General features: G+C 56.0%; 17 protein-coding genes and 1 tRNA gene. 10 read left to right on the top strand and 8 right to left on the bottom strand.

From position 1 onward, the window contains the following. Positions 1 to 27: 27 nt before the first annotated feature. From AC27VJ_RS09860 to AC27VJ_RS09835, 6 genes are all read right to left on the bottom strand, one after another. A complete protein-coding gene (locus AC27VJ_RS09860) occupies positions 28 to 873 on the bottom strand; it encodes a universal stress protein (protein ID WP_488683879.1) in 846 nt (281 codons plus the stop codon). 166 nt (positions 874 to 1,039) lie between these two features. Next, on the bottom strand, positions 1,040 to 1,813 hold the full coding sequence (locus tag AC27VJ_RS09855) for a competence/damage-inducible protein A (protein WP_488683878.1): 774 nt from the start codon (positions 1,811 to 1,813) through the stop codon (positions 1,040 to 1,042). Positions 1,814 to 2,378: 565 nt separating this feature from the next. Further along, on the bottom strand, positions 2,379 to 2,624 hold the full coding sequence (locus tag AC27VJ_RS09850; protein ID WP_113088125.1) for a DUF982 domain-containing protein: 246 nt from the start codon (positions 2,622 to 2,624) through the stop codon (positions 2,379 to 2,381). Between the two features lie 97 nt (positions 2,625 to 2,721). Continuing rightward, positions 2,722 to 3,027, bottom strand: a complete 306-nt coding sequence (locus AC27VJ_RS09845) for a hypothetical protein (protein WP_488683877.1) — start codon at positions 3,025 to 3,027, stop codon at positions 2,722 to 2,724. A gap of 191 nt (positions 3,028 to 3,218) precedes the next feature. After that, a tRNA-Cys gene (locus AC27VJ_RS09840) sits at positions 3,219 to 3,292 on the bottom strand. 146 nt (positions 3,293 to 3,438) lie between these two features. Beyond that, positions 3,439 to 3,591: a DUF3309 family protein gene (locus AC27VJ_RS09835; RefSeq protein WP_082469772.1), complete on the bottom strand. Its 153-nt coding sequence runs from the start codon at positions 3,589 to 3,591 to the stop codon at positions 3,439 to 3,441. Positions 3,592 to 3,839: 248 nt separating this feature from the next. On the opposite strand from AC27VJ_RS09835, the gene AC27VJ_RS09830 reads away from it, so the two are divergent. The 6 genes from AC27VJ_RS09830 to exoR all read left to right on the top strand — a co-directional run bounded on the left by AC27VJ_RS09830 (position 3,840) and on the right by exoR (position 11,680). Continuing rightward, positions 3,840 to 4,511: a protein-L-isoaspartate O-methyltransferase family protein gene (locus tag AC27VJ_RS09830; protein WP_488683876.1), complete on the top strand. Its 672-nt coding sequence runs from the start codon at positions 3,840 to 3,842 to the stop codon at positions 4,509 to 4,511. Positions 4,512 to 4,722: 211 nt separating this feature from the next. Then, complete coding sequence (locus tag AC27VJ_RS09825; protein WP_488683875.1) at positions 4,723 to 5,661, top strand: PopZ family protein; 939 nt, start codon at positions 4,723 to 4,725, stop codon at positions 5,659 to 5,661. Between the two features lie 258 nt (positions 5,662 to 5,919). Next, positions 5,920 to 8,763 carry a valine--tRNA ligase gene (locus AC27VJ_RS09820; RefSeq protein WP_488683874.1) on the top strand — a complete coding sequence of 948 codons (2,844 nt, stop codon included), beginning with the start codon at positions 5,920 to 5,922 and terminating at the stop codon, positions 8,761 to 8,763. A 417-nt stretch (positions 8,764 to 9,180) separates the two neighbouring features. Beyond that, complete coding sequence (locus AC27VJ_RS09815) at positions 9,181 to 10,365, top strand: OmpP1/FadL family transporter (RefSeq protein WP_488683873.1); 1,185 nt, start codon at positions 9,181 to 9,183, stop codon at positions 10,363 to 10,365. Between the two features lie 178 nt (positions 10,366 to 10,543). Beyond that, on the top strand, positions 10,544 to 10,843 hold the full coding sequence (locus tag AC27VJ_RS09810) for a hypothetical protein (protein ID WP_488683872.1): 300 nt from the start codon (positions 10,544 to 10,546) through the stop codon (positions 10,841 to 10,843). Positions 10,844 to 10,885: 42 nt separating this feature from the next. After that, on the top strand, positions 10,886 to 11,680 hold the full coding sequence (gene exoR / locus AC27VJ_RS09805; protein ID WP_488683871.1) for an exopolysaccharide production regulator ExoR: 795 nt from the start codon (positions 10,886 to 10,888) through the stop codon (positions 11,678 to 11,680). Between the two features lie 119 nt (positions 11,681 to 11,799). Here exoR and gph read toward each other — a convergent pair whose 3' ends face one another. Then, entirely contained in the window at positions 11,800 to 12,489 is a 690-nt protein-coding gene (gph, locus tag AC27VJ_RS09800; RefSeq protein ID WP_488683870.1) for a phosphoglycolate phosphatase, read from the bottom strand. Positions 12,490 to 12,696: 207 nt separating this feature from the next. Here gph and rpiA point away from each other — a divergent pair, with 207 nt between their 5' ends. The 4 genes from rpiA (at position 12,697) to AC27VJ_RS09780 (ending at position 17,101) form a co-directional block, all read left to right on the top strand. Then, the gene (gene rpiA, locus AC27VJ_RS09795) at positions 12,697 to 13,395 is read left to right on the top strand and encodes a ribose-5-phosphate isomerase RpiA (protein ID WP_113088131.1); all 699 of its coding nucleotides are present in this window, start codon (positions 12,697 to 12,699) and stop codon (positions 13,393 to 13,395) included. 17 nt (positions 13,396 to 13,412) lie between these two features. Then, positions 13,413 to 14,015, top strand: a complete 603-nt coding sequence (locus AC27VJ_RS09790; protein WP_488683869.1) for a DUF2059 domain-containing protein — start codon at positions 13,413 to 13,415, stop codon at positions 14,013 to 14,015. 130 nt (positions 14,016 to 14,145) lie between these two features. Further along, positions 14,146 to 15,534: a glutathione-disulfide reductase gene (gor, locus tag AC27VJ_RS09785; protein WP_488683868.1), complete on the top strand. Its 1,389-nt coding sequence runs from the start codon at positions 14,146 to 14,148 to the stop codon at positions 15,532 to 15,534. 190 nt (positions 15,535 to 15,724) lie between these two features. After that, complete coding sequence (locus AC27VJ_RS09780; RefSeq protein WP_113088136.1) at positions 15,725 to 17,101, top strand: class II 3-deoxy-7-phosphoheptulonate synthase; 1,377 nt, start codon at positions 15,725 to 15,727, stop codon at positions 17,099 to 17,101. A gap of 65 nt (positions 17,102 to 17,166) precedes the next feature. Here the strand turns inward: AC27VJ_RS09780 and AC27VJ_RS09775 are convergent, their stop codons facing one another. Beyond that, positions 17,167 to 18,897 (bottom strand): pilus assembly protein TadG-related protein, encoded by a 1,731-nt coding sequence (locus tag AC27VJ_RS09775; RefSeq protein WP_488683867.1) that lies wholly within the window; start codon positions 18,895 to 18,897, stop codon positions 17,167 to 17,169. Position 18,898 lies beyond the last annotated feature (1 nt).

Here is an 18,898-nt window from a genome sequence, read left to right as displayed (position 1 = left end):
TTCTTTGGTTTTCAGCTCACCATCGGCTTAACGCGACAAAAGCGTCAGGGCAGTAGTCTTGTCCAGCACGGTGCGCGTAACGCCGCCGAACAGCATCTCCCACCAGCGGGAATGGCCATAAGCACCCATGACCAGCAGATCGATGCTGTTATCCGACAGACGCTGCTCGATTGCCTTTTCGGCAGACAGGCCATGCGCTTTTTCCTGCGAGGTGACGCTGACATTGATGCCGTGGCGGGCGAGGGTGGAGGCGAGTTCGGAACCTGCAAGGGCACCGGACTGAACATCGCTGTCCTCCGCACCGACAGAGAAAATCTCGACGCTATCTGCCGCCATCATGAAGGGTAGGGCATCGAAGGCCGCGCGGGTGGCCTCTCTCGAACCGTTCCACGCCACCAGCACGCGTTTAATTGGTTTGGGTTGCTGCAAGATGTGTGGAACGAGAAGGATCGGGCGCCCGCTTTCATAGAGAAAATTGTCGAGCTCCGCACGGCTATCTGACATTGCCGAAGCACTCGTCTGCCTCGCGAGCACGATATCGGCGCAGCGCGCGCTCTGAACGGCTGTGTTGGAAGAGTAACCGACGGAGGAAACGAAGCTGCGCCACTCGTGCGAAACGCCTTCGGCAGACATTTTCTTATCGAATATCCGCCCCACATCCGTGGTTTCCTGATGCGCGACTTCCTGCACCGCTTGTACGGTTGCCGGGTCTGGCATCTCCATGGGGGCAACGAGCGGAACGGCTGCAAATGTTTCCATATGCAGGCCAATGACGTGTGAGGAGAATGTGTTTGCCAGCGAAACGGTAAAATCGCCTAGCTTTCGGGCATTTTCCGCGGTGTCCATAACGGCAAGTATCGTCTTGTAACCCATGTTCGGGCTCCCTCATCATGGTGAAGCTGTGCAGCCTGGGAAATCTGCAATCCGCTTCCGTTTAAGCCAGCACTCTGTTGCCTTCAGCCTAGCAAAGCCTTGATCACGATCAACGCGAACGCAAAGGCGGTTTCGATTTGCGTAAACGTTCGACGGCTGCAAGCGTTCAAACGGCGCGCGCTGCTTTCTCGCGAGTGATGGTCTCGATCATTGCGGTCACGTCCTGCGCTGCGGCGTTGAGGGCCGCTGCATTGCGGGCGCGAACGACGATCTCCGTAGAAAAACGCTGGCCGTCATATTTGGGGTAGGAGCCGATGCTCGTTTCGGGATGGGCCTTCTGAACGACGGTCAAAAGCGTGCCGATATCACCTTCGCCATAGGGCGAGCGAACAGCTTGCGACAGGATTTTCGATCCGGTGCGGAGTGTGGGAATCACATTGTCGAGCATGGCCTGAAACACCTGCGGTACGCCGGCCATGACGTAGACATTCTCCACGATAAAGCCGGGCGCGACCGATACCGGGTTGGCTATGTGCTGCGCCCCACGGGGCATGCGGGCCATGCGCTTGCGGGCATCGGTAAATTCCATTTCTCGAACGCGGTACATCTCGCCCAACAGGCGCATCGCTTCGTCGTCATGTTCGCAGGGCAGACCGAAGGCTGCGGATACGGCATCGGCGGTGATGTCGTCATGGGTGGGGCCGATCCCGCCCGACGTGAAGACATAGTCATAACGCTCACGCAGCGCATTCAGCGCCTCGATGATAGCAGGTTCCTCATCCGCGACAATTCTCACTTCCTTGAGATCTATGCCTGACATGGTCATGACATCGGCGAGGTGGCCGATGTTCTTATCCTTGGTGCGACCGGAAAGAAGCTCATCGCCAATGGCCAGCATGGCGGCGGTGACGATTGTGGAGGAAGACTGGGGTGCAGACATGCGCGTTACTCACGAGAGGCTATTGTCAGACGTTAGCGCCCCCCACGCCGAATGCAATAAGGTTGCTATTGAAAAAAAGCTGATGAACAAAGTCGTGAAGCGGAAAAACAAAATGCGGCACAAAGGCCGCATTTTGGCATCGTTATTTTAAATAACGTTGTCTGATAATCACTCTGATATTGCTATCAAATGATGGGGTTAACCATCATAAGGCAAGTAACAACCACAAAACCAAGTAGTGAAACTTCAAGCAGACTGTTGAGACCGTCACGCATCGCTTTACCCTCCATGTTCGTGGAAGAAGAACGTGCAAAACTTAACGGAGTTCCGTGACGCTGACATGAATTGTTAGGAATTCTATGGGCAGCATACATGCCCGGCATTTGCACTCAGGTCACGACGAGTGCAAAAATCCAATGCCCGACAATGCTGATCAGCAGGCAGGCCAGAATAAGGATGAAAATGAACTTTTTCATTGAGAAGAGTGCCTCGGTATTTTTTGATTTTCGTCAACATCTTACCGACAAGGCGGCCGGTTTTTAAGATGGCAAAATCACCTGCGTCACTATGACTTTACGTCTAGACCAGCTTCAATCGCCGCATCGATGAAGGCCTTGCGCGCATCTTCGGGCTTTTTCTTGCCAGCATCCACAGCCGCAAAGACGAGAAGTGCACGGTCCAGCATCTCGCCATCTTCTTCCGGCCAATCTTCGATCAACGCCCAGGACGCCGCCTGCGTCGATTCGATGCTCACATAGACGCCTGGCTCTTCCAACGCGATGAGAACCGGCTTTTTCCAAGGCGTCTGCATGGCTTTCCCCGTTGCTTCCAATACTGGAAGGGCGTTTAGAAGGTTCGGGGTAGCTGTTCAATGTCTATCTGCATGCTACCGGCATTATGTTGCCAGCCTAGTCATCCCGACCAAGGAACGACCAGTCCCTGATGATACGGCGGTCGATGATTTTCAGCGAACGGTCCGGCTGGATCTGATACGTTTCAATAACGCGGTCATCGAAGCGGCGGAAATTATGGGTAAACGTGCTGCCGATAGGCGATTTCGTCAACTTCGTTCGCGGCTGCCCGCCGTAAGTAATGCTGCCGGGTATCGGCTCCAGGCTGTAGGACGAGATAGACGTGGCCGTAAAGCCGCCAGCCGTACAACCGCCAAGCCCCAACGCCAGTCCTGCACTCATTAAAACAACGGTCAATCTCATGGCGCTCTCCCGGAAAGTCTGTTGGGTTGCATATCGCAACACTACTCTTGTATCGCGGTAAACTGCAAAAGCCGATTGATGTTCCGACGAGGTGGGGGAATTAGACAGCACGGTCCCATCCGTCAGTCACACCATCGATGGAGTGACTTTAAGGGACTGCTGTAAACATTTGAAATTTCGGTGATTTTTGTTGGAGGCCTCGCCCGGAATTGAACCGGGGTACAAGGATTTGCAGTCCTCTGCGTCACCACTCCGCCACGAGGCCTCACGGGCTTGTATCGCTCAAGCCATGGCGGGGATTTAGAACGAATCCATTTTCCACGCAATAGGGTAGGTTTGAAAAAGCCGAAGAAGTTTTGTGAAAAAGCCGCATGTCCTTTTTGATGGGACGATGCGGCTTTTACAGGGACGTTAGATACGGCCGAGGAGGACCAAAATCAGCACGATCACGAGAACAAGGCCGAGACCGCCTGAAAGACCATACCCGTAATTATGGTAACCCCAGTTCGGCAAAGCGCCGATCAGGAACAGAACGAGCAGGATAATAAGGATTGTGCCGAGCATGCTGGCCTCCGAAGGTTGTTGAGCGTTTCCAGTCCTTTATCAATGATTAGGCGGATAAAAAGTTCCCGCTTTTGGAGTGTTTTGCGCAATCTGGATGCTAAAATCTGCGATGAAAGTCACAACCTGCCTTTTTCCACCCTCTGCGGTGTGCTTGTGCTTGAAAGCCAACGCGCAGGCAATTAAGACGGTAGCCAACGGTGGTCTGAATTTCAGGCTGCTTTCGAGCTTGTATTTGAGGCGAACACGACATGATGGATTTCGAAACCGCACGCGGCAAGATGGTAGACAGCCAGTTGCGCACGACCGATGTGACCTCGCATTCGGTGCTGAAGGCCTTTCTGGCGGTGCCGCGGGAAGAGTTCGTGCCCGCCGGTGTGAAGCGGATTGCTTACGCGGATGAGGATTTGCAGATCTGTCCGGCCAAGGATGGACTTGGTCCTCGCTACGTAATGAAGGCATCGCCACTGGCCAAGCTGTTGCAGCTGGCAGCCATCACCAAGGATGATGTCGTTCTCGAAATCGGCGGCGGTCTGGGTTATGTTTCGGCGGTCCTTTCGCAGCTGGCGGGTTCGGTCGTTTCGCTGGAATCGGATGAAGAGTTGAGCGCAGCCGCGACAGCAACGCTGTCGTCGCTTGGTTTCGATAATGTCGCGACCGTCACCGGCGCGCTGGACAAGGGTTATGCCGCAGAGGCGCCTTACGACCTCATCTTCATCAACGGCTCTGTGGAAGACGTGCCTGCGGCTCTTCTCGATCAGCTTGGTGATGGTGGCCGTCTCATCGCCGTCGTCGGTTACGGCAACTCTGCCAAGGCAACCGTTTACCGCCGCGATGGCAAGGGCACATCATCCACCTCGTTCTTCAATGCTTCGGTCAAGCCGGTTCCGGGTTTTGCCAAGGCGCGCGACTTCGTTTTCTGATCGAAGACTTCAGTTTTAAATGGATGTTGAGGTGCCGGGCCGGCGAGGGTCCGGCATTTCCGTTTTTCAGCCGCGCGAAATAAAGCTGTGTAACAAGCGACTTACTGCCGTCAGGTGGATTCATTTCTACCCATGGGTGCCCTACACTAACGGTGATTCGGAGTGCGTATTTTGCTCCGTTCCGTCTTGAACGTGAAAACCGGGGATAAAAATGGCTCAGCCAAGTGTAGCGCGCGAACCATCCATGGAAGAAATTCTGGCATCCATTCGCAGGATCATCGAAAGCAACGAGCCTGCGTCATCGGATGCTTTTTCGGCGCCGTTGCCTCCGGTTTATGATGAGGAAGAGGATGCGGATTCGTCCTTCTCGGCAGAGCTTGCCAGCCCGCCCGCACATGTGCCGCCAGCCGCAAACCAAGGTTACGGCGCGCGCCAGCCCGAGCCATCCTTTGCGGAACGGCCTGATATGACCAGTGCAGATTCGGCGGACAAGACCATGTCGCTGGCAGATGTCGCGGCCCGTGTCCGTGCTGCTGCGGATCGCAATGCGTCGCTCGGCCCTCAAGGCTACGCAGCCCAGCGTCTGGTCGAGCCAGCCCCGGTTTCGCAGCCACCGTTCCAGCAGGAGCGGGCAGCCGCTGCATCCATTCGCCCGACCGACATGCGCCCGCTGCTGAATGCAACGCAGGCCCCCGTTCGCCAGCAGCCGGAACCCGCGCCCGTTTTCACGCGCCCGGTCGTTGCCGCGCCGGAACCACAGCCTTTGCCGGTTTGGGAAAACATGGCCCTTCGCGGTGCCGTTGAGCCTGAGCAGCCTGCGCCAGCCCCGGCACCTGCTGCTCAGCCGGAAGTCGTTATGGAGCAGCCCGTTGCCGAACAGCCGGTAGCAGCCGAGCCGCAGCACCGTCAGCCGGAACAAACTGGCCTCTCGCTTAACCTCATTTCCGCTGCCGCAGGTGCGCAGATCGCGCAGTCCTTCGGCGAACTGGCGGAGATGTTCGATGGCGTAGAGCGTCCCTCCGTCGAGCAGATGGCACAGGATATGCTGCGCCCGATGCTGAAGGATTGGCTGGAAGACAACCTTCCTACGCTGGTCGAGAGGCTGGTGCGCGAGGAAATCGAGCGCGTAGCCCGCGGCCCGCGCCGCTGATCACAGCGAAAGAAACCAACGCAAAGCCGCTTCAGAACCCGGGGCGGCTTTTTTGTTTGTTAGCCTTTGCCGTTGAAAACGCCACTTTCTGTTGACTCTGCACCGCCCATCCTTATTTAAAAAATCAAACATATGGCGCATTGCGATCCCTAGGATTCGTGGTGCACTGTAGATTCCTTGTATTGTCGTATGTCGTTTCCGCAAAACCGCTGCAAATTTGCGCGACATGCTCCAGAACTCTAAAATTCAGGTCAGTAAATGCTCGAAAAGACCTACGATTCCGCATCCGTAGAACCCAAAATCGCCAAAGCCTGGGATGAGGCCAATGCGTTTCGCGCTGGCGCGAACGCCAAGCCGGGCGCGGAAACGTTCACAATCGTGATACCGCCGCCGAATGTGACCGGCTCTCTCCACATGGGGCACGCGCTCAACAACACGCTTCAGGACATCATGGTCCGGTTTGAGCGTATGCGCGGCAAGGACGTGCTATGGCAGCCGGGCATGGACCATGCCGGTATCGCAACGCAGATGGTGGTCGAGCGCAAGTTGATGGAAAATCAGCTGCCTGGCCGCCGCGACATGGGCCGTGAAGCCTTCATCGAGAAAGTCTGGCAGTGGAAGGAAGAGTCCGGCGGGTTGATCTTCAACCAGCTGAAGCGCCTTGGCGCATCCTGCGACTGGTCGCGCGAACGCTTTACGATGGATGAAGGCCTTTCTCAGGCCGTTCTCGAAGTTTTTGTTACGCTCTACAAGGAAGGCCTGATCTACAAGGACATGCGCCTTGTAAACTGGGATCCGAAGCTGCTGACAGCGATTTCCGACATGGAAGTCGAGCAGCTGGAAGTGAAGGGCAACCTTTGGCACTTCCGCTACCCCTTGGAAAAGGGCGTTACCTACGAATACCCAATCGCATTCGATGAAGAGGGCAAGGCCACCGAATTCGAAACCCGCGATTACATCGTCGTTGCCACCACGCGCCCGGAAACCATGCTGGGCGATACCGGCATCGCCGTGAACCCGGATGATGAGCGTTACAAGTCCATCGTTGGCAAGCACGTCATTCTGCCGATCGTTGGTCGTAAGATTCCAATCGTTGCCGATGACTACGCCGATCCGACAGCGGGTACCGGCGCGGTCAAGATCACGCCTGCGCATGATTTCAACGACTTCGAAGTCGGCAAGCGTGCAGGTCTTCGTGCGATCAACATTCTCAACATCGACGCGACAATTACCATCAAGGAAAACGAGGAGTTTCTCGAAGGACTGGATCATCCAGCCGCCCTGCATGGAGCATGGGATCGCCTCGAAGGTCAGGATCGTTTCACCGCTCGCAAGATCATTGTCGAGATATTCGAAGAAGCAGGTCTGCTGGACAAGATCGAGCCGCACAAGCACATGGTGCCGCATGGCGACCGTGGCGGCGTGCCAATCGAGCCGCGCATGACCGATCAATGGTGGGTGGACAACAAGACGCTTGCCAAGCCAGCCATCGAATCCGTTCGCGAAGGCCGCACCAATTTCGTGCCGAAGAACTGGGAAAACACATACTTCCAGTGGATGGAAAATATCCAGCCATGGTGCATTTCGCGCCAGCTCTGGTGGGGCCACCAGATTCCGGCATGGTATGGTCCGGATGGCCAGGTCTTCGTCGAGAAAACGGAGGAAGAGGCGCTTCAGGCCGCAATCCAGCACTATATCTCGCACGAGGGCCCGTGGAAGGCCTGGGTTGAGGAGAAGCTGGAAAACTTCAAGCCGGGTGAAATTCTGACCCGTGATGAAGACGTTCTGGACACATGGTTCTCGTCCGCGCTGTGGCCATTCTCCACACTCGGCTGGCCGGAAAAGACGCCGGAACTGGCGCGCTATTATCCAACCAACGTTCTGGTCACCGGCTTTGACATCATCCCGTTCTGGGTCGTGCGCATGATGCAGATGGGTCTGCATTTCATGAAGGATGATGCCGGCAACCCGGTCGAGCCATTCCATACCGTCTACATTCACGCGCTGGTTCGCGACAAGAACGGCCAGAAGATGTCGAAGTCTAAGGGCAACGTCATCGATCCGCTGGAACTGATCGACGAGTATGGTGCAGACGCGCTACGCTTCACGCTGGCCATCATGGCGGCGCAGGGACGTGATGTGAAGCTGGACCCGGCCCGCATCGCCGGTTACCGCAACTTCGGCACCAAGCTGTGGAATGCGACGCGTTTTGCCGAAATGAACGGCGTGAAGCGCGACCCGCACTTCCTGCCGGAAGCAACGACACAGACGATCAACCGCTGGATTTTGACGGAACTTGCCAATGCGGCAAAGGACGTCACATCGGCTATCGAGAATTACCGTTTCAACGATGCGGCAAGCGCACTGTACCGCTTCGTCTGGAATCAGGTCTGCGATTGGTATCTTGAACTGCTGAAGCCCGTTTTCAGCGGTGAGGACGAGGTTGCCAAGAAGGAAGCACAGGCTTGCGCTGCCTATGTTCTGGAAGAAATCTACAAGTTGCTGCACCCGTTCATGCCATTCATGACAGAAGAACTGTGGGAGCATTCGGCAGGTGAGGGCGAAAGCCGCAAGGACCTGCTGTGCCATACGGATTGGCCAACACCTGAGTTCCGCGACGATGCTGCTGCTGCCGAAATCAACTGGCTGGTCGATCTCGTCTCCGGCATTCGCTCGACCCGCTCGGAAATGAACGTTCCGCCAGGCGCGACTGCACCACTGGTCATCGTTGCGGCGAACCCGACGACGGAAATGCGTCTCGACCGTCACTCGGCGGCCATCCGCCGTCTGGCCCGCGCAGATGAAATTCTGGCAGCTGATGTCGCGCCGAAGGGTTCGGCGCAGCTGGTGCTGGGTGAGGCAACCGTGTGCATTCCGCTCGGCAACCTCATCGATATCGCGGCTGAAAAGGGACGTCTCGAAAAGGCTATCGGCAAGGCAGAAAGCGAACTGGAACGCATCGACAAGAAGCTGTCGAACGAGAAGTTTGTGTCCAATGCCGATCCGGAAGTCGTAGCCGCCGACCGCGACCGCAAGGCGGAGCTGGAAGTCCAGATCAAAAGCCTCAAGGTCGCGCTTCAGCGGGTCAACGAAGCAGGCTGATCAAAGCGTAGCTCAATAAAAGCCGCCCTTCACTGAGGGGCGGCTTTTTTGTATCTGCTTTGGAATGTCAGGGTGGCAGAGCGAAGAATCACTTTGCCCGTGCTCCACAATCGAGAAGGCGGTTCGGGCGGGTCCGCCTCAAGCGGGCAAAATCACGGCTTTTGCGTGTGAAAATTGTGGATGTGGTCATGGGGTCACACCTACGCGCGCAATTGACATATCATTCTATTTTGAAACGTATTAATCCAAAATCATTAGAATAATCATCCAAATAGAAACGATGAGACCATGTTGATCAGCATCTTACGTAACAATTTTTCGCACTGCAAAAAAGACCCGGTCCGCTGCGGCAGATTGTCTTTTGTTTCAAAGCCCTGCACGTTCACCGTCACGACATTGCCTTGATTGGGGAGAGAGATGGCAACACAAAATCGTATTATTAGTGGCGCTTTGGGCCTTGCTGTCGGTATCACATCGATGACACCTGCTTTCGCGGGCGGTTTGGAGCGTGGTGGATATAATATTGACCTGCTTTTCGACAATTCGAGATTTGCAGCAGAATCGGCTGCGACGTTCGTTGCACCTCAGCGTAAGCTCAAGAATGCGACTGGCGCATTTGGAGGTGGGTCAACAGCTGACGACACTGAAAATTACTGGGTGCCCAGAGTGGGTTTAAAAGCGGGCTTTGGCGATGCTGTCGATTGTATGGCTGACTATTCGCAGCCGTGGGGTGCGCATACCAAGCCCGGCAACACCTGGGCTGGGCGTCGAGAGAATATCGAAACGAAAGTCGAAAGTGATAATTATGCTTTAACCTGCTCCTACAAGTTTGATCTTGGCAAAGGCCAGTTGCGCTTGATTGGCGGAGGGTTTTATCAAGAGCTTTCGGGTTTTAAAGAGCGGCAAGTGACGCCGACGGCCACTGGACGCTTAGATCTCGAGGCTGACGGATGGGGTTGGCGCACCGGGGTAGCATACGAAATTCCAGAATACGCGCTTAGAGCCAGTTTGGTCTACAACAGTGAAGTAAAGCTGGACGACATCACTGGAACGCTTAACCTGACACAGCTTGGACTTCCTTTGTTACCGGTGTACGGTTCTCAGGCAATGCCAGATTCTCTAGAGTTTAAATTCCAGAGCGGTATTGCACCTGATTGGCTTGTATTGGGTTCAGTAAAATGGACTGACTGGAGCCAGTTCGGAAAAATTCCCTTCTTCTGCTCTGTTGCTGGGGTAGCGCTTTGTAATCCTTCCGTTGCGGCAACATCTCTCGACCTAGGCTATCGAGATGGCTGGACCGTCTCCGGCGGTGTCGGACATAAATTTAACGAACAATGGAGCGGTGCGGTCACATTGACATGGGATCGTGGTACTTCGCAGGGCTTTGGTACTCAGACAGACACTTGGACCGTAGGTACTGGCGTTTCCTATGCGCCCAATCAAAACGTCGAATTTCGCCTCGCTGGTGCTCTCGGTATCCTAACCAGTGGTAGCTCAGGACCTGTTGTGTTAAATGGTGTCTCTTATGGTAGTGACGCCTCGTACAGCTTCGGTAACGATTTGGTGGCTGCTGTGTCCACCTCTGTTAAGGTGAAGTTCTAACCAGTGCCTGCATCATGCAAACCCGGCCTCTCGCGGCCGGGTTTTTTGTTGCCTATCCGCAATATTGTGACGATTTGGCAACATATTTCTGCAACCTTCACGTAGCGTAAGAATGCGGGCTTATTTGTCCATTTCCCGCCACAAACAAGTTGCTTGTTTGTCTTCGAAGACGCGGGAAATGGAAGAATATGCAGGCTTCGAAAGTGGTTCTGCGGAAGTGGTTAATGTGAAAACAGGTGTGGATTCAGTGTCTAAGCAAGTAAAGGCGGGAATTGCCTTGCCCGTCTTGCTTGGAGGAATCCTTCAGGCGTTCAAACGCCGTTATGTTGCCGGAAACGGCGCCTATATCTGTCTTCATGCAAATACTGATCGACCGCCGCAAATGATCACTGGCAGCACGATGAAAAGTGCGGCTGGAAAGACGCAGTGTGTTCTAAAATCGCAGCCCGGCGTGAATTGGCTTTGCAGTATTGCGTAAGTATTCGCTATACGCCGGGAAGAGTGAGAGAAGTCCGTTGAAATGCTGAAATGTGACATCAACGTTTTTAAGCCGCTGTGTACGGGAATATTGCTTGCGACGCTTGCAATGCCCGCTGCGGCTTTTGATATCAATTCCGGCGTGACCAAGGAATCCGGCCCTTTCGACCTGTTCAAGTTTGGCTTCAAGTCCTACAAGAGCGGCAAGAAGGAAGACGCCGTCGAGGCTTATCGTTACGCGGCTGAAAAGGGTCACACCGGCTCGCGCTGGGCGCTTGCCAATATGTATGCCTTCGGCGATGGCGTGACCAAAAACGACTTCGAAGCCTTCAAGATTTACAGCGAAATTGCCAGCCAGGGCGTAGAGCCCGGCTCTGAGGATACGGGTTTCTTCGTGAACGCGCTTCTGTCGCTGGCTGACTATTATCGCCACGGCATTCCGGGCAGTCCGGTGAAGACCGATCTGTCGCAGGCCCGCCAGCTTTATTTCCAGGTAGCATCCACCTTCGGCGTTGCTGAAGCGCAGTTTGAACTGGCGCAGATGATTCTGGCAGGCGAGGGCGGTCGTGCCGATGCGCAGCAGGCCAAGAAGTGGCTGAACCAGGCCCGCAAGCATGGTCATGCCGGTGCTATGTCGATTTTCGGCAATCTTCTGTTTCAAGAAGGCCAGACCGTGCGCGGGCTCGCGTTCATGACGGCTGCGCTGGACAAATGTTCTGTCGCCAATTGCAAGTGGATTCAGAACCTGCAGGAACAGGCTTTCTCCGTGGCAGCGGAAGACGACAGACGCGTCGCCATATCGCTGGCGCAGAATATTTCAGCGGGCGACGCCGACTGATTGCTGACGTCAGTCAGGCTCCCGACCAAACATTTCTATTCGTGATGTTTACAGCCACGCGGAGATGTGGCTGCTGAATACCGGGGCAAGCCCGGTATGACTGAGAGCGGAGCTTGCCCTTAGGCTGCGGCTACGCGCTTCGACATGAGCCGTTCGATCAGCATCGCATCCAACTCATCGAAATTATCGATTGTCACGTCTGGTCCGAGTTCGGCCATCGGTACGTCCGTGTAACCGAAAGTCACGCCGATAGAGGGCACATTGGCGTTCTTGGCGGCAAGAATGTCGTTGCCGCTATCGCCCACCATCACGCTTTTGGCGGGGTCGCCGCCAGCCTTTTCAATGGTGCCAAGAATATGGCGTCCGTCCGGCTTGCGCCACTCGAAGGTATCTCCGCAGGTGATGGTCCTGAAACGGTTGCTTAGGCCAAGCTTTTCCAGAAGTGGAAGTGCTAGGACGGTCGTCTTGTTGGTGCAGACGGCCAGCGTGAAGCCCGCGCTCGACAATCTGTCCAGCGCTTGGGTTAGGCCCGGGTAAGGCACGCTTTCACCCGGCATTTTCTCGATGTAGTGCGCGATGAAGCGCTCATAAAGCGGCTCCAGTTGGTCGTCGGCAAGCGGCTTGTTGCGCAGGGCAAAGGCCCGCTTGATCATGACGCGTGCGCCCTGGCCGACCAGATGGGTGAGATCAGCAAAGGTTGTAGGCGCAAGGCCATCGGCTGCGATGGCGTAATTCAGGCTGTCGATCAGGTCGGGTGCGGTATCGACCAGAGTGCCGTCGAGATCGAATATGACGAGGGGAGAAGTCAAGGAATGCCTCATGATGAACTGTCTATCTTCGGCAAGGCTAAGCAAAGGCGCAGGCATTTGCAACGAAACCTTTGAATCGTCGCCTGCTGCGTTCCGAAAAGGGCTTTCGTTTGCTATTCGACCCGTGTAAACAGCACGCCAGCGTCAGGCCGCAAAAGCAGGTCCGAAGCGCGGATCGAGTGGATTAGACCCGGAGTTTGCAGCCGCATGGATGCCCGCCAAATGAAGATCAAGGCCGCAGAAGCGGCGTTGTCCCATGTCGAAGACGGAATGCGTCTTGGAATTGGTACCGGGTCCACGGCGGAAGAATTTGTCCGGCTTCTGGCGGAAAAGGTTTCGTCCGGCCTGAAGGTTCAGGGTGTTCCGACATCCGAGCGCACGGCGCGTCTGTGCGTGGAACTGGGCGTCCCGCTCAAGTCTCTGGATGAATTGCCGGAACTGGATCTGACCATTGATGGTGCGGATGAAGTCGACCACGCCTTGCGGCTGGTCAAGGGCGGCGGCGGCGCTTTGCTGCGCGAAAAAATCGTGGCCGCAGCCTCGTCTCGCGTCATTGTGATTGCCGACCAGACCAAGGTGGTGGACACGCTGGGTGCGTTTCCACTGCCCATCGAAATCAATATTTTCGGTCAGGTCGCGACGCGCATCGCTATCGAAAAACTGGCTTCAAAGCTTGGCCTTTCAGGCGAATTGAAGCTGCGTTCTTTGGAGGATGGCCCCTTCAAAACGGACGGTGGACACCTCATTCTCGACGCATCTTTTGGCCGTATTCCTGATGCAGAAGCACTGGCACGCGAGCTGAACACCATACCCGGTGTTGTCGAGCACGGACTTTTCATTAATCTGGCATCGCTTGCCATTATCGCCGGGCCGGATGGCGCCCGCGTAATGCAGGCGAAACTATAACAGGAGCGAGAGATTTCATGATCAAACTTGCGGGACTGGGCAAAGCTGCCGCTGCTTCGATCCTCATTTCCGGCGTCGTATTCGGTACTGCCGTGCGCGCACAGGAAATTTCGCCGGAGCATGTTGCCGCTGCAAAGCAGGCAATCGCCGCTCTGGGCGTGACCGACCGTTTCGACGACATTCTGCCGGGTCTTGCAGAGCGCCTGAAGGCCGAGCTTATTCAGGCTTCGCCGAATGTTCAGGACGCGATCACTGAAACTGTGGATGCAAAGGCACTGGAACTTGCACCGCGCCGCGCCGATCTGGAGCGCGAAGCTGCGCTGACCTATGCACGCGCTTTCTCGCTGGATGAGCTCAAGGCAATCTCGACCTTCTACAGCAGCGAAGCTGGCAAGAAGCTGTTGAAGGATGGCCCGATTGCCACGCGCGAACTGATGAAGGCTGCCGACATCTGGGCCGCTGGCATCAACCGCGATCTCAACACGTCGAGCATGACCGAACTGCAAAAGGTAGCCGGCGCTGATCTTCAGCCGCTGCCTGCAAACAGCGCCAACACCGGCGGTGCACCGGGCGCAACAGCGCCTGCTCCAGCGGCACCGGCTGCCAAGCCAAAGCCCTGATCCTTTTTACCAGTGTCAGAATTTTTCAAAGCCCGGATAACAGTCCGGGCTTTTCATTTGTGCGCTGCACCACCTATATGAATGCCAAACGGGATGGCTTGCAGCCGTCTTTCCTATCAGAGGCTCTTCCATGACATCTTATGATTATGATCTTTTCGTTATCGGCGGCGGTTCCGGCGGCGTGCGCAGCGCCCGTGTGGCAGCATCTCTCGGCAAGCGCGTCGGCATTGCGGAAGAATACCGCTACGGCGGAACCTGCGTCATAAGAGGCTGCGTGCCGAAGAAGCTGTTCGTCTATGCCTCGCAATATCAGGAGCATTTTGAAGATGCTGCCGGTTATGGTTGGACCGTGGGCGAAAGCACGTTCGACTGGAAAAAACTGATTGCTGCCAAGGACAAGGAAATCGAACGTCTCGAAGGCCTTTATCGCAAGGGGCTGGAAAACGCGAAGGCCGATATTTTCGACAGCCGCGCTGAACTGGTCGATGCCCATACGGTGAAGCTGACGAAAACCGGCAAGACGGTAACGGCAGAACGCATCGTGATTGCGGTTGGCGGCACACCCAACCCGCATGTTTCGCTGCCCGGCCACGAGTTGACAATTTCTTCCAACGAAGCATTCCATCTGGACGAGTTGCCGAAAGCTATCCTGATTGCTGGCGGTGGTTACATCGCCGTGGAGTTCGCCAACATCTTCCATGGTCTGGGTGTCGAAACGACGCTGATCTATCGCGGCAAGCAAATTCTGAATGGCTTCGATAACGATATGCGTGAGGGCCTACATGCCGCGATGACTGAAAAGGGCATTCGCATTATCCTTGAAGATGTCATTCAGGAAGTGAGCAAGGACGGCGCAGGTGGTCTCGTCGCGCGCACCAAGCAGGGCCATTCGCTCAATGTCGGGCAGGTCATGCTGGCGCTAGGCCGTGATCCGAACACGAAGGGGCTGGGTCTGGAAAACGCCGGTGTCGCGGTCAACGAAAAGGGCGCGATCATCGTGGATGAGTATTCGCGCACCAACGTGCCTGGCATCTTTGCGCTGGGCGACGTCACCGACCGGGTACAGTTGACGCCTGTCGCTATCCATGAGGCCATGTGCTTCATCGAAACCGAGTTCAAGAACAACCCGACCAAGCCGGATCATCACCTGATCGCAACGGCAGTGTTCTCCCAGCCGGAAATCGGCACTGTCGGCATTTCCGAGGAAGAGGCGGCTGCTAAATTCGAGGAAATCGAAGTCTACCGCGCCCAGTTCCGCCCCATGAAGGCAACGCTGTCCGGCCGCACGGAAAAGACCATTATGAAGCTCATCGTCAACGCCGCAGATCGCAAGGTCGTTGGCGCGCATATTCTGGGCCATGAGTCAGGCGAAATGGCGCAGCTTCTGGGCATCACCCTGAAAGCAGGCTGCACCAAGGACGATTTCGACGCCACTATGGCCGTCCACCCCACGGCTGCGGAAGAACTGGTGACGATGTATTCGCCAAGCTACCGCATCAGGAACGGGCAGCGCGTATAGTTGCGTTGCGACAAAAGGAGAAATTAAATCGTTTAGATTCTATTTTCTTCGCTTTATCGGCACAAAAATGGCTGAAACGCATAGGCTTCATAAGGACAGGCTTTGCAAAGCCTGTCCTTGAAGCTATAAGCCGCGCAACTTTCGAGATCGCCGCTCAGGACAGAGTTGGCGTGGAAACCAGGTGAAGAACATGGCACAGAATTGGACACCCGGTAGCTGGAGACACAAACCTATCCAGCAGGTTCCCGAATATCCTAGCGCGGCGGCAGTCGCGGCAACGGAAGCGACGCTTGCGACCTATCCGCCGCTGGTGTTTGCGGGCGAGGCGCGCCGTTTGAAGAAGCAGCTTGCCAGCGTTGCCGAAGGCGAAGCTTTTCTGCTTCAGGGCGGCGATTGCGCTGAGAGCTTTCTCGAGCATGGCGCCGACAATATTCGCGACTTCTTCCGTGCCTTCCTGCAGATGGCGGTCGTTCTGACCTATGGCGCGCAGCTTCCTGTCGTCAAGGTTGGCCGTATTGCTGGCCAGTTCGCCAAGCCACGCTCGTCCAACATCGAAACGGCTGATGGCATCAGCCTGCCGTCATACCGTGGTGACATCATCAACGGTATCGAGTTCAACGAAGCCTCGCGCATTCCGAACCCTGAGCGCCAGCTGGATGCATACCGCCAGTCGGCTGCCACGCTGAACCTGCTGCGCGCCTTTGCCATGGGTGGTTATGCCAACCTTGAGAACGTGCACCAGTGGATGCTCGGCTTCGTCAAGGATAGCCCGCAGGCAGACCGTTACCGCAAGCTGGCCAACCGCATTTCCGAGACCATGGACTTCATGAAGGCCATCGGTATCACGGCTGAAAATCAGCCGAGCCTTCGCGAGACCGATTTCTTCACCAGCCATGAAGCGTTGCTTTTGGGCTACGAAGAAGCGCTGACCCGCGTCGATTCCACCTCCGGTGACTGGTACGCGACATCCGGCCACATGTTGTGGATCGGCGACCGTACGCGCCAGTTGGACCATGCCCATGTGGAATATTTCCGCGGCATCAAGAACCCGATTGGTTTGAAGTGCGGCCCATCCTTACAGCCGGACAATCTGATCGAGCTGATCGATGCGCTGAACCCTTCTAACGAAGCTGGTCGCCTGACGCTGATCTGCCGCTTCGGCCACGACAAGGTTGCCGAGAGCCTGCCAAAGCTGATCCGCGCTGTTGAGAAGGAAGGCCGCAAGGTCGTCTGGTCCTGCGATCCGATGCACGGCAACACGATCACGCTCAACCACTACAAGACGCGTCCGTTCGAGCGTATTCTGTCGGAAGTCGAAAGCTTCTTCCAGATTCACCGCGCCGAAGGCACGCATCCGGGCGGCATTCACATCGAAATGACCGGCAAGGACGTGACCGAATGCACCGGTGGTGCACGCACGGTCACGGCGGATTCGCTGTCTGATCGCTACCACACGCATTGCGACCCGCGCCTCAACGCCGATCAGGCACTGGAACTGGCTTTCCTCCTGTCCGAGCGCATGAAGAGCGGTCGCGACGAGAAGCGTTTGGCTGTTGTAAACGGCTAATTGGTTTTGAAAGACAAACAAAAGCCGCCGGAGCGATCCGGCGGCTTTTTTTGTTTTGTGGTTTTTTACTGCACCAGCGCCGGGTGCATGCAGCGTAAATCCGTGACCCGCACATCGGCCTCGCCAACTTTGACGCCGAGCAAGGTGAGTGTGTTGTAGAGCAAACCGTCGATTGGCACCGTTGCCACGGAGAGCGTTTCTGCCAGCGCCGCCTGCACGAGTGTAGGCGTGCCGATTGTGAGGAAGAGGACGTTGATATCGACGTCAAGGTTCTTCAGCAGCGACTTGATGAGAGAGGTCGAGATATCTTTGGTGGAGGCGGTCTTGACCGTGGCCTGGGTGATGTCGGCCTGCTGGAAAGTCAGTTTCGTTTTGGTCATGTTGGCCGCATCGACATGGGCCATACCGTTGATTTTCAGCACCAGCGAATCCACGATGGCGGCTTTGGTTACGCGCGGGTCTCTTCCGAAATTGTTGAATGCGGTCGTATCGACATTGCCGAGCGAGATTTCAGCGATGCCGGGAACGACATCCACATCCACCGCACCGGTGCCATTGGCGTTGCAGCGAATATCTGTCAATTTCGCTTCCGCATTGGCCACCTCGACATAAAGTGGCAGGTTGACCGAGAGGCCGAGCAAAGCTTTCAGCCCATCGACTTTCGTTTCGATGGATAGACGTGTCTGTGAGGTTCTGACGATGGTGCCAGGGGATCCGACGGCGAGTGATGGCGTGCCGACAGGCGGCTCTCCGATGGCCAGCGTGATCTTGGTCGAGGCAAGTCCCGGTACGGTGACACCGGCATCCACCGCAACCTGCTTGCCGCCATTGGCCGCAGTTGCTGCAGCGGTGATAAGATCGAAGATGCCCGCTTGAACATTGAGGTTTTCCGAGTTGCCAATCTGCTTGTCGAGAATGGGCTCCAGCGCCAGCACCTGTTCCAGCCGCAATTTTACGGTGGTCTTGTTGAGCGTTTTTTCCAGCGTCTTCAGCGCTGCCGTCACCACGGGTTTGGTGCCTGTGGCTTTGGTCAGTGCGGAGATGAATTTGCCATAGGTGATTTCGGTGTGCAGAACATCGCGATAGGTGCCAGCGGTGATATTGAGATCGGTGGCCAGCGCATCAACGATGGTCAGCGCATTCACATCGGCGGCGACGAGCGCCTGATAGTCCACGAGGTTCAGGTTGATTGTGGTTCCCAGCAACCCGCTCAACAGGCTGTTCAATAGGCCGCTATTGAGGCTGGCGACGCGGGACCCGACAGAGAAGGCAGCAACCCGTTGCGCGGCTGCCGTTCCGACAGCGCCCAACGTAGGTGGCGTGGTGAACGTCCCGGCGAAATAGATGCGGCCTTTTTCAAGAATATTGACCTTCACCGCGTTGGTCGGCGTAGCATTTTCCACGAAACGCTGGCCGACTGCGACGCTGGCGTCAGGCACATAGCGGCCCTTGATGACTTCGGCGTAACCATCGCGATTGGAAAAAACGGTCGTGGCATCGAAAGGGATCGTGCCGGTGTCCGTCAGGATACCGGTAGCCGTCTTGACGCCGATGTTCTTGTTGTTGAGCTGGAAATACTGAAACACAGCCTGCTCCGCATTGGTAGCAGATGCGGCGGACACGGCAGCGAGATCAGCCGTCTGTTGCAACTGCCGCTTTTGCAGCGTCAGCGAGCCATAATCTACGCCCAATGCCAGCACACCCATTATCATCGGTGCGGTAATGGCCGCCATGATGGCGATGTTGCCGGATCGGTCACGCGACAGGCGCCGCATCAATGAAACAGATGCCCGCATC

Source organism: Agrobacterium sp. 20P9.1.2 (assembly GCF_057799395.1).
The sequence above is the reverse complement of the archived record's forward strand: the minus strand, read 5'-3'. Positions and strand labels throughout refer to the sequence as shown.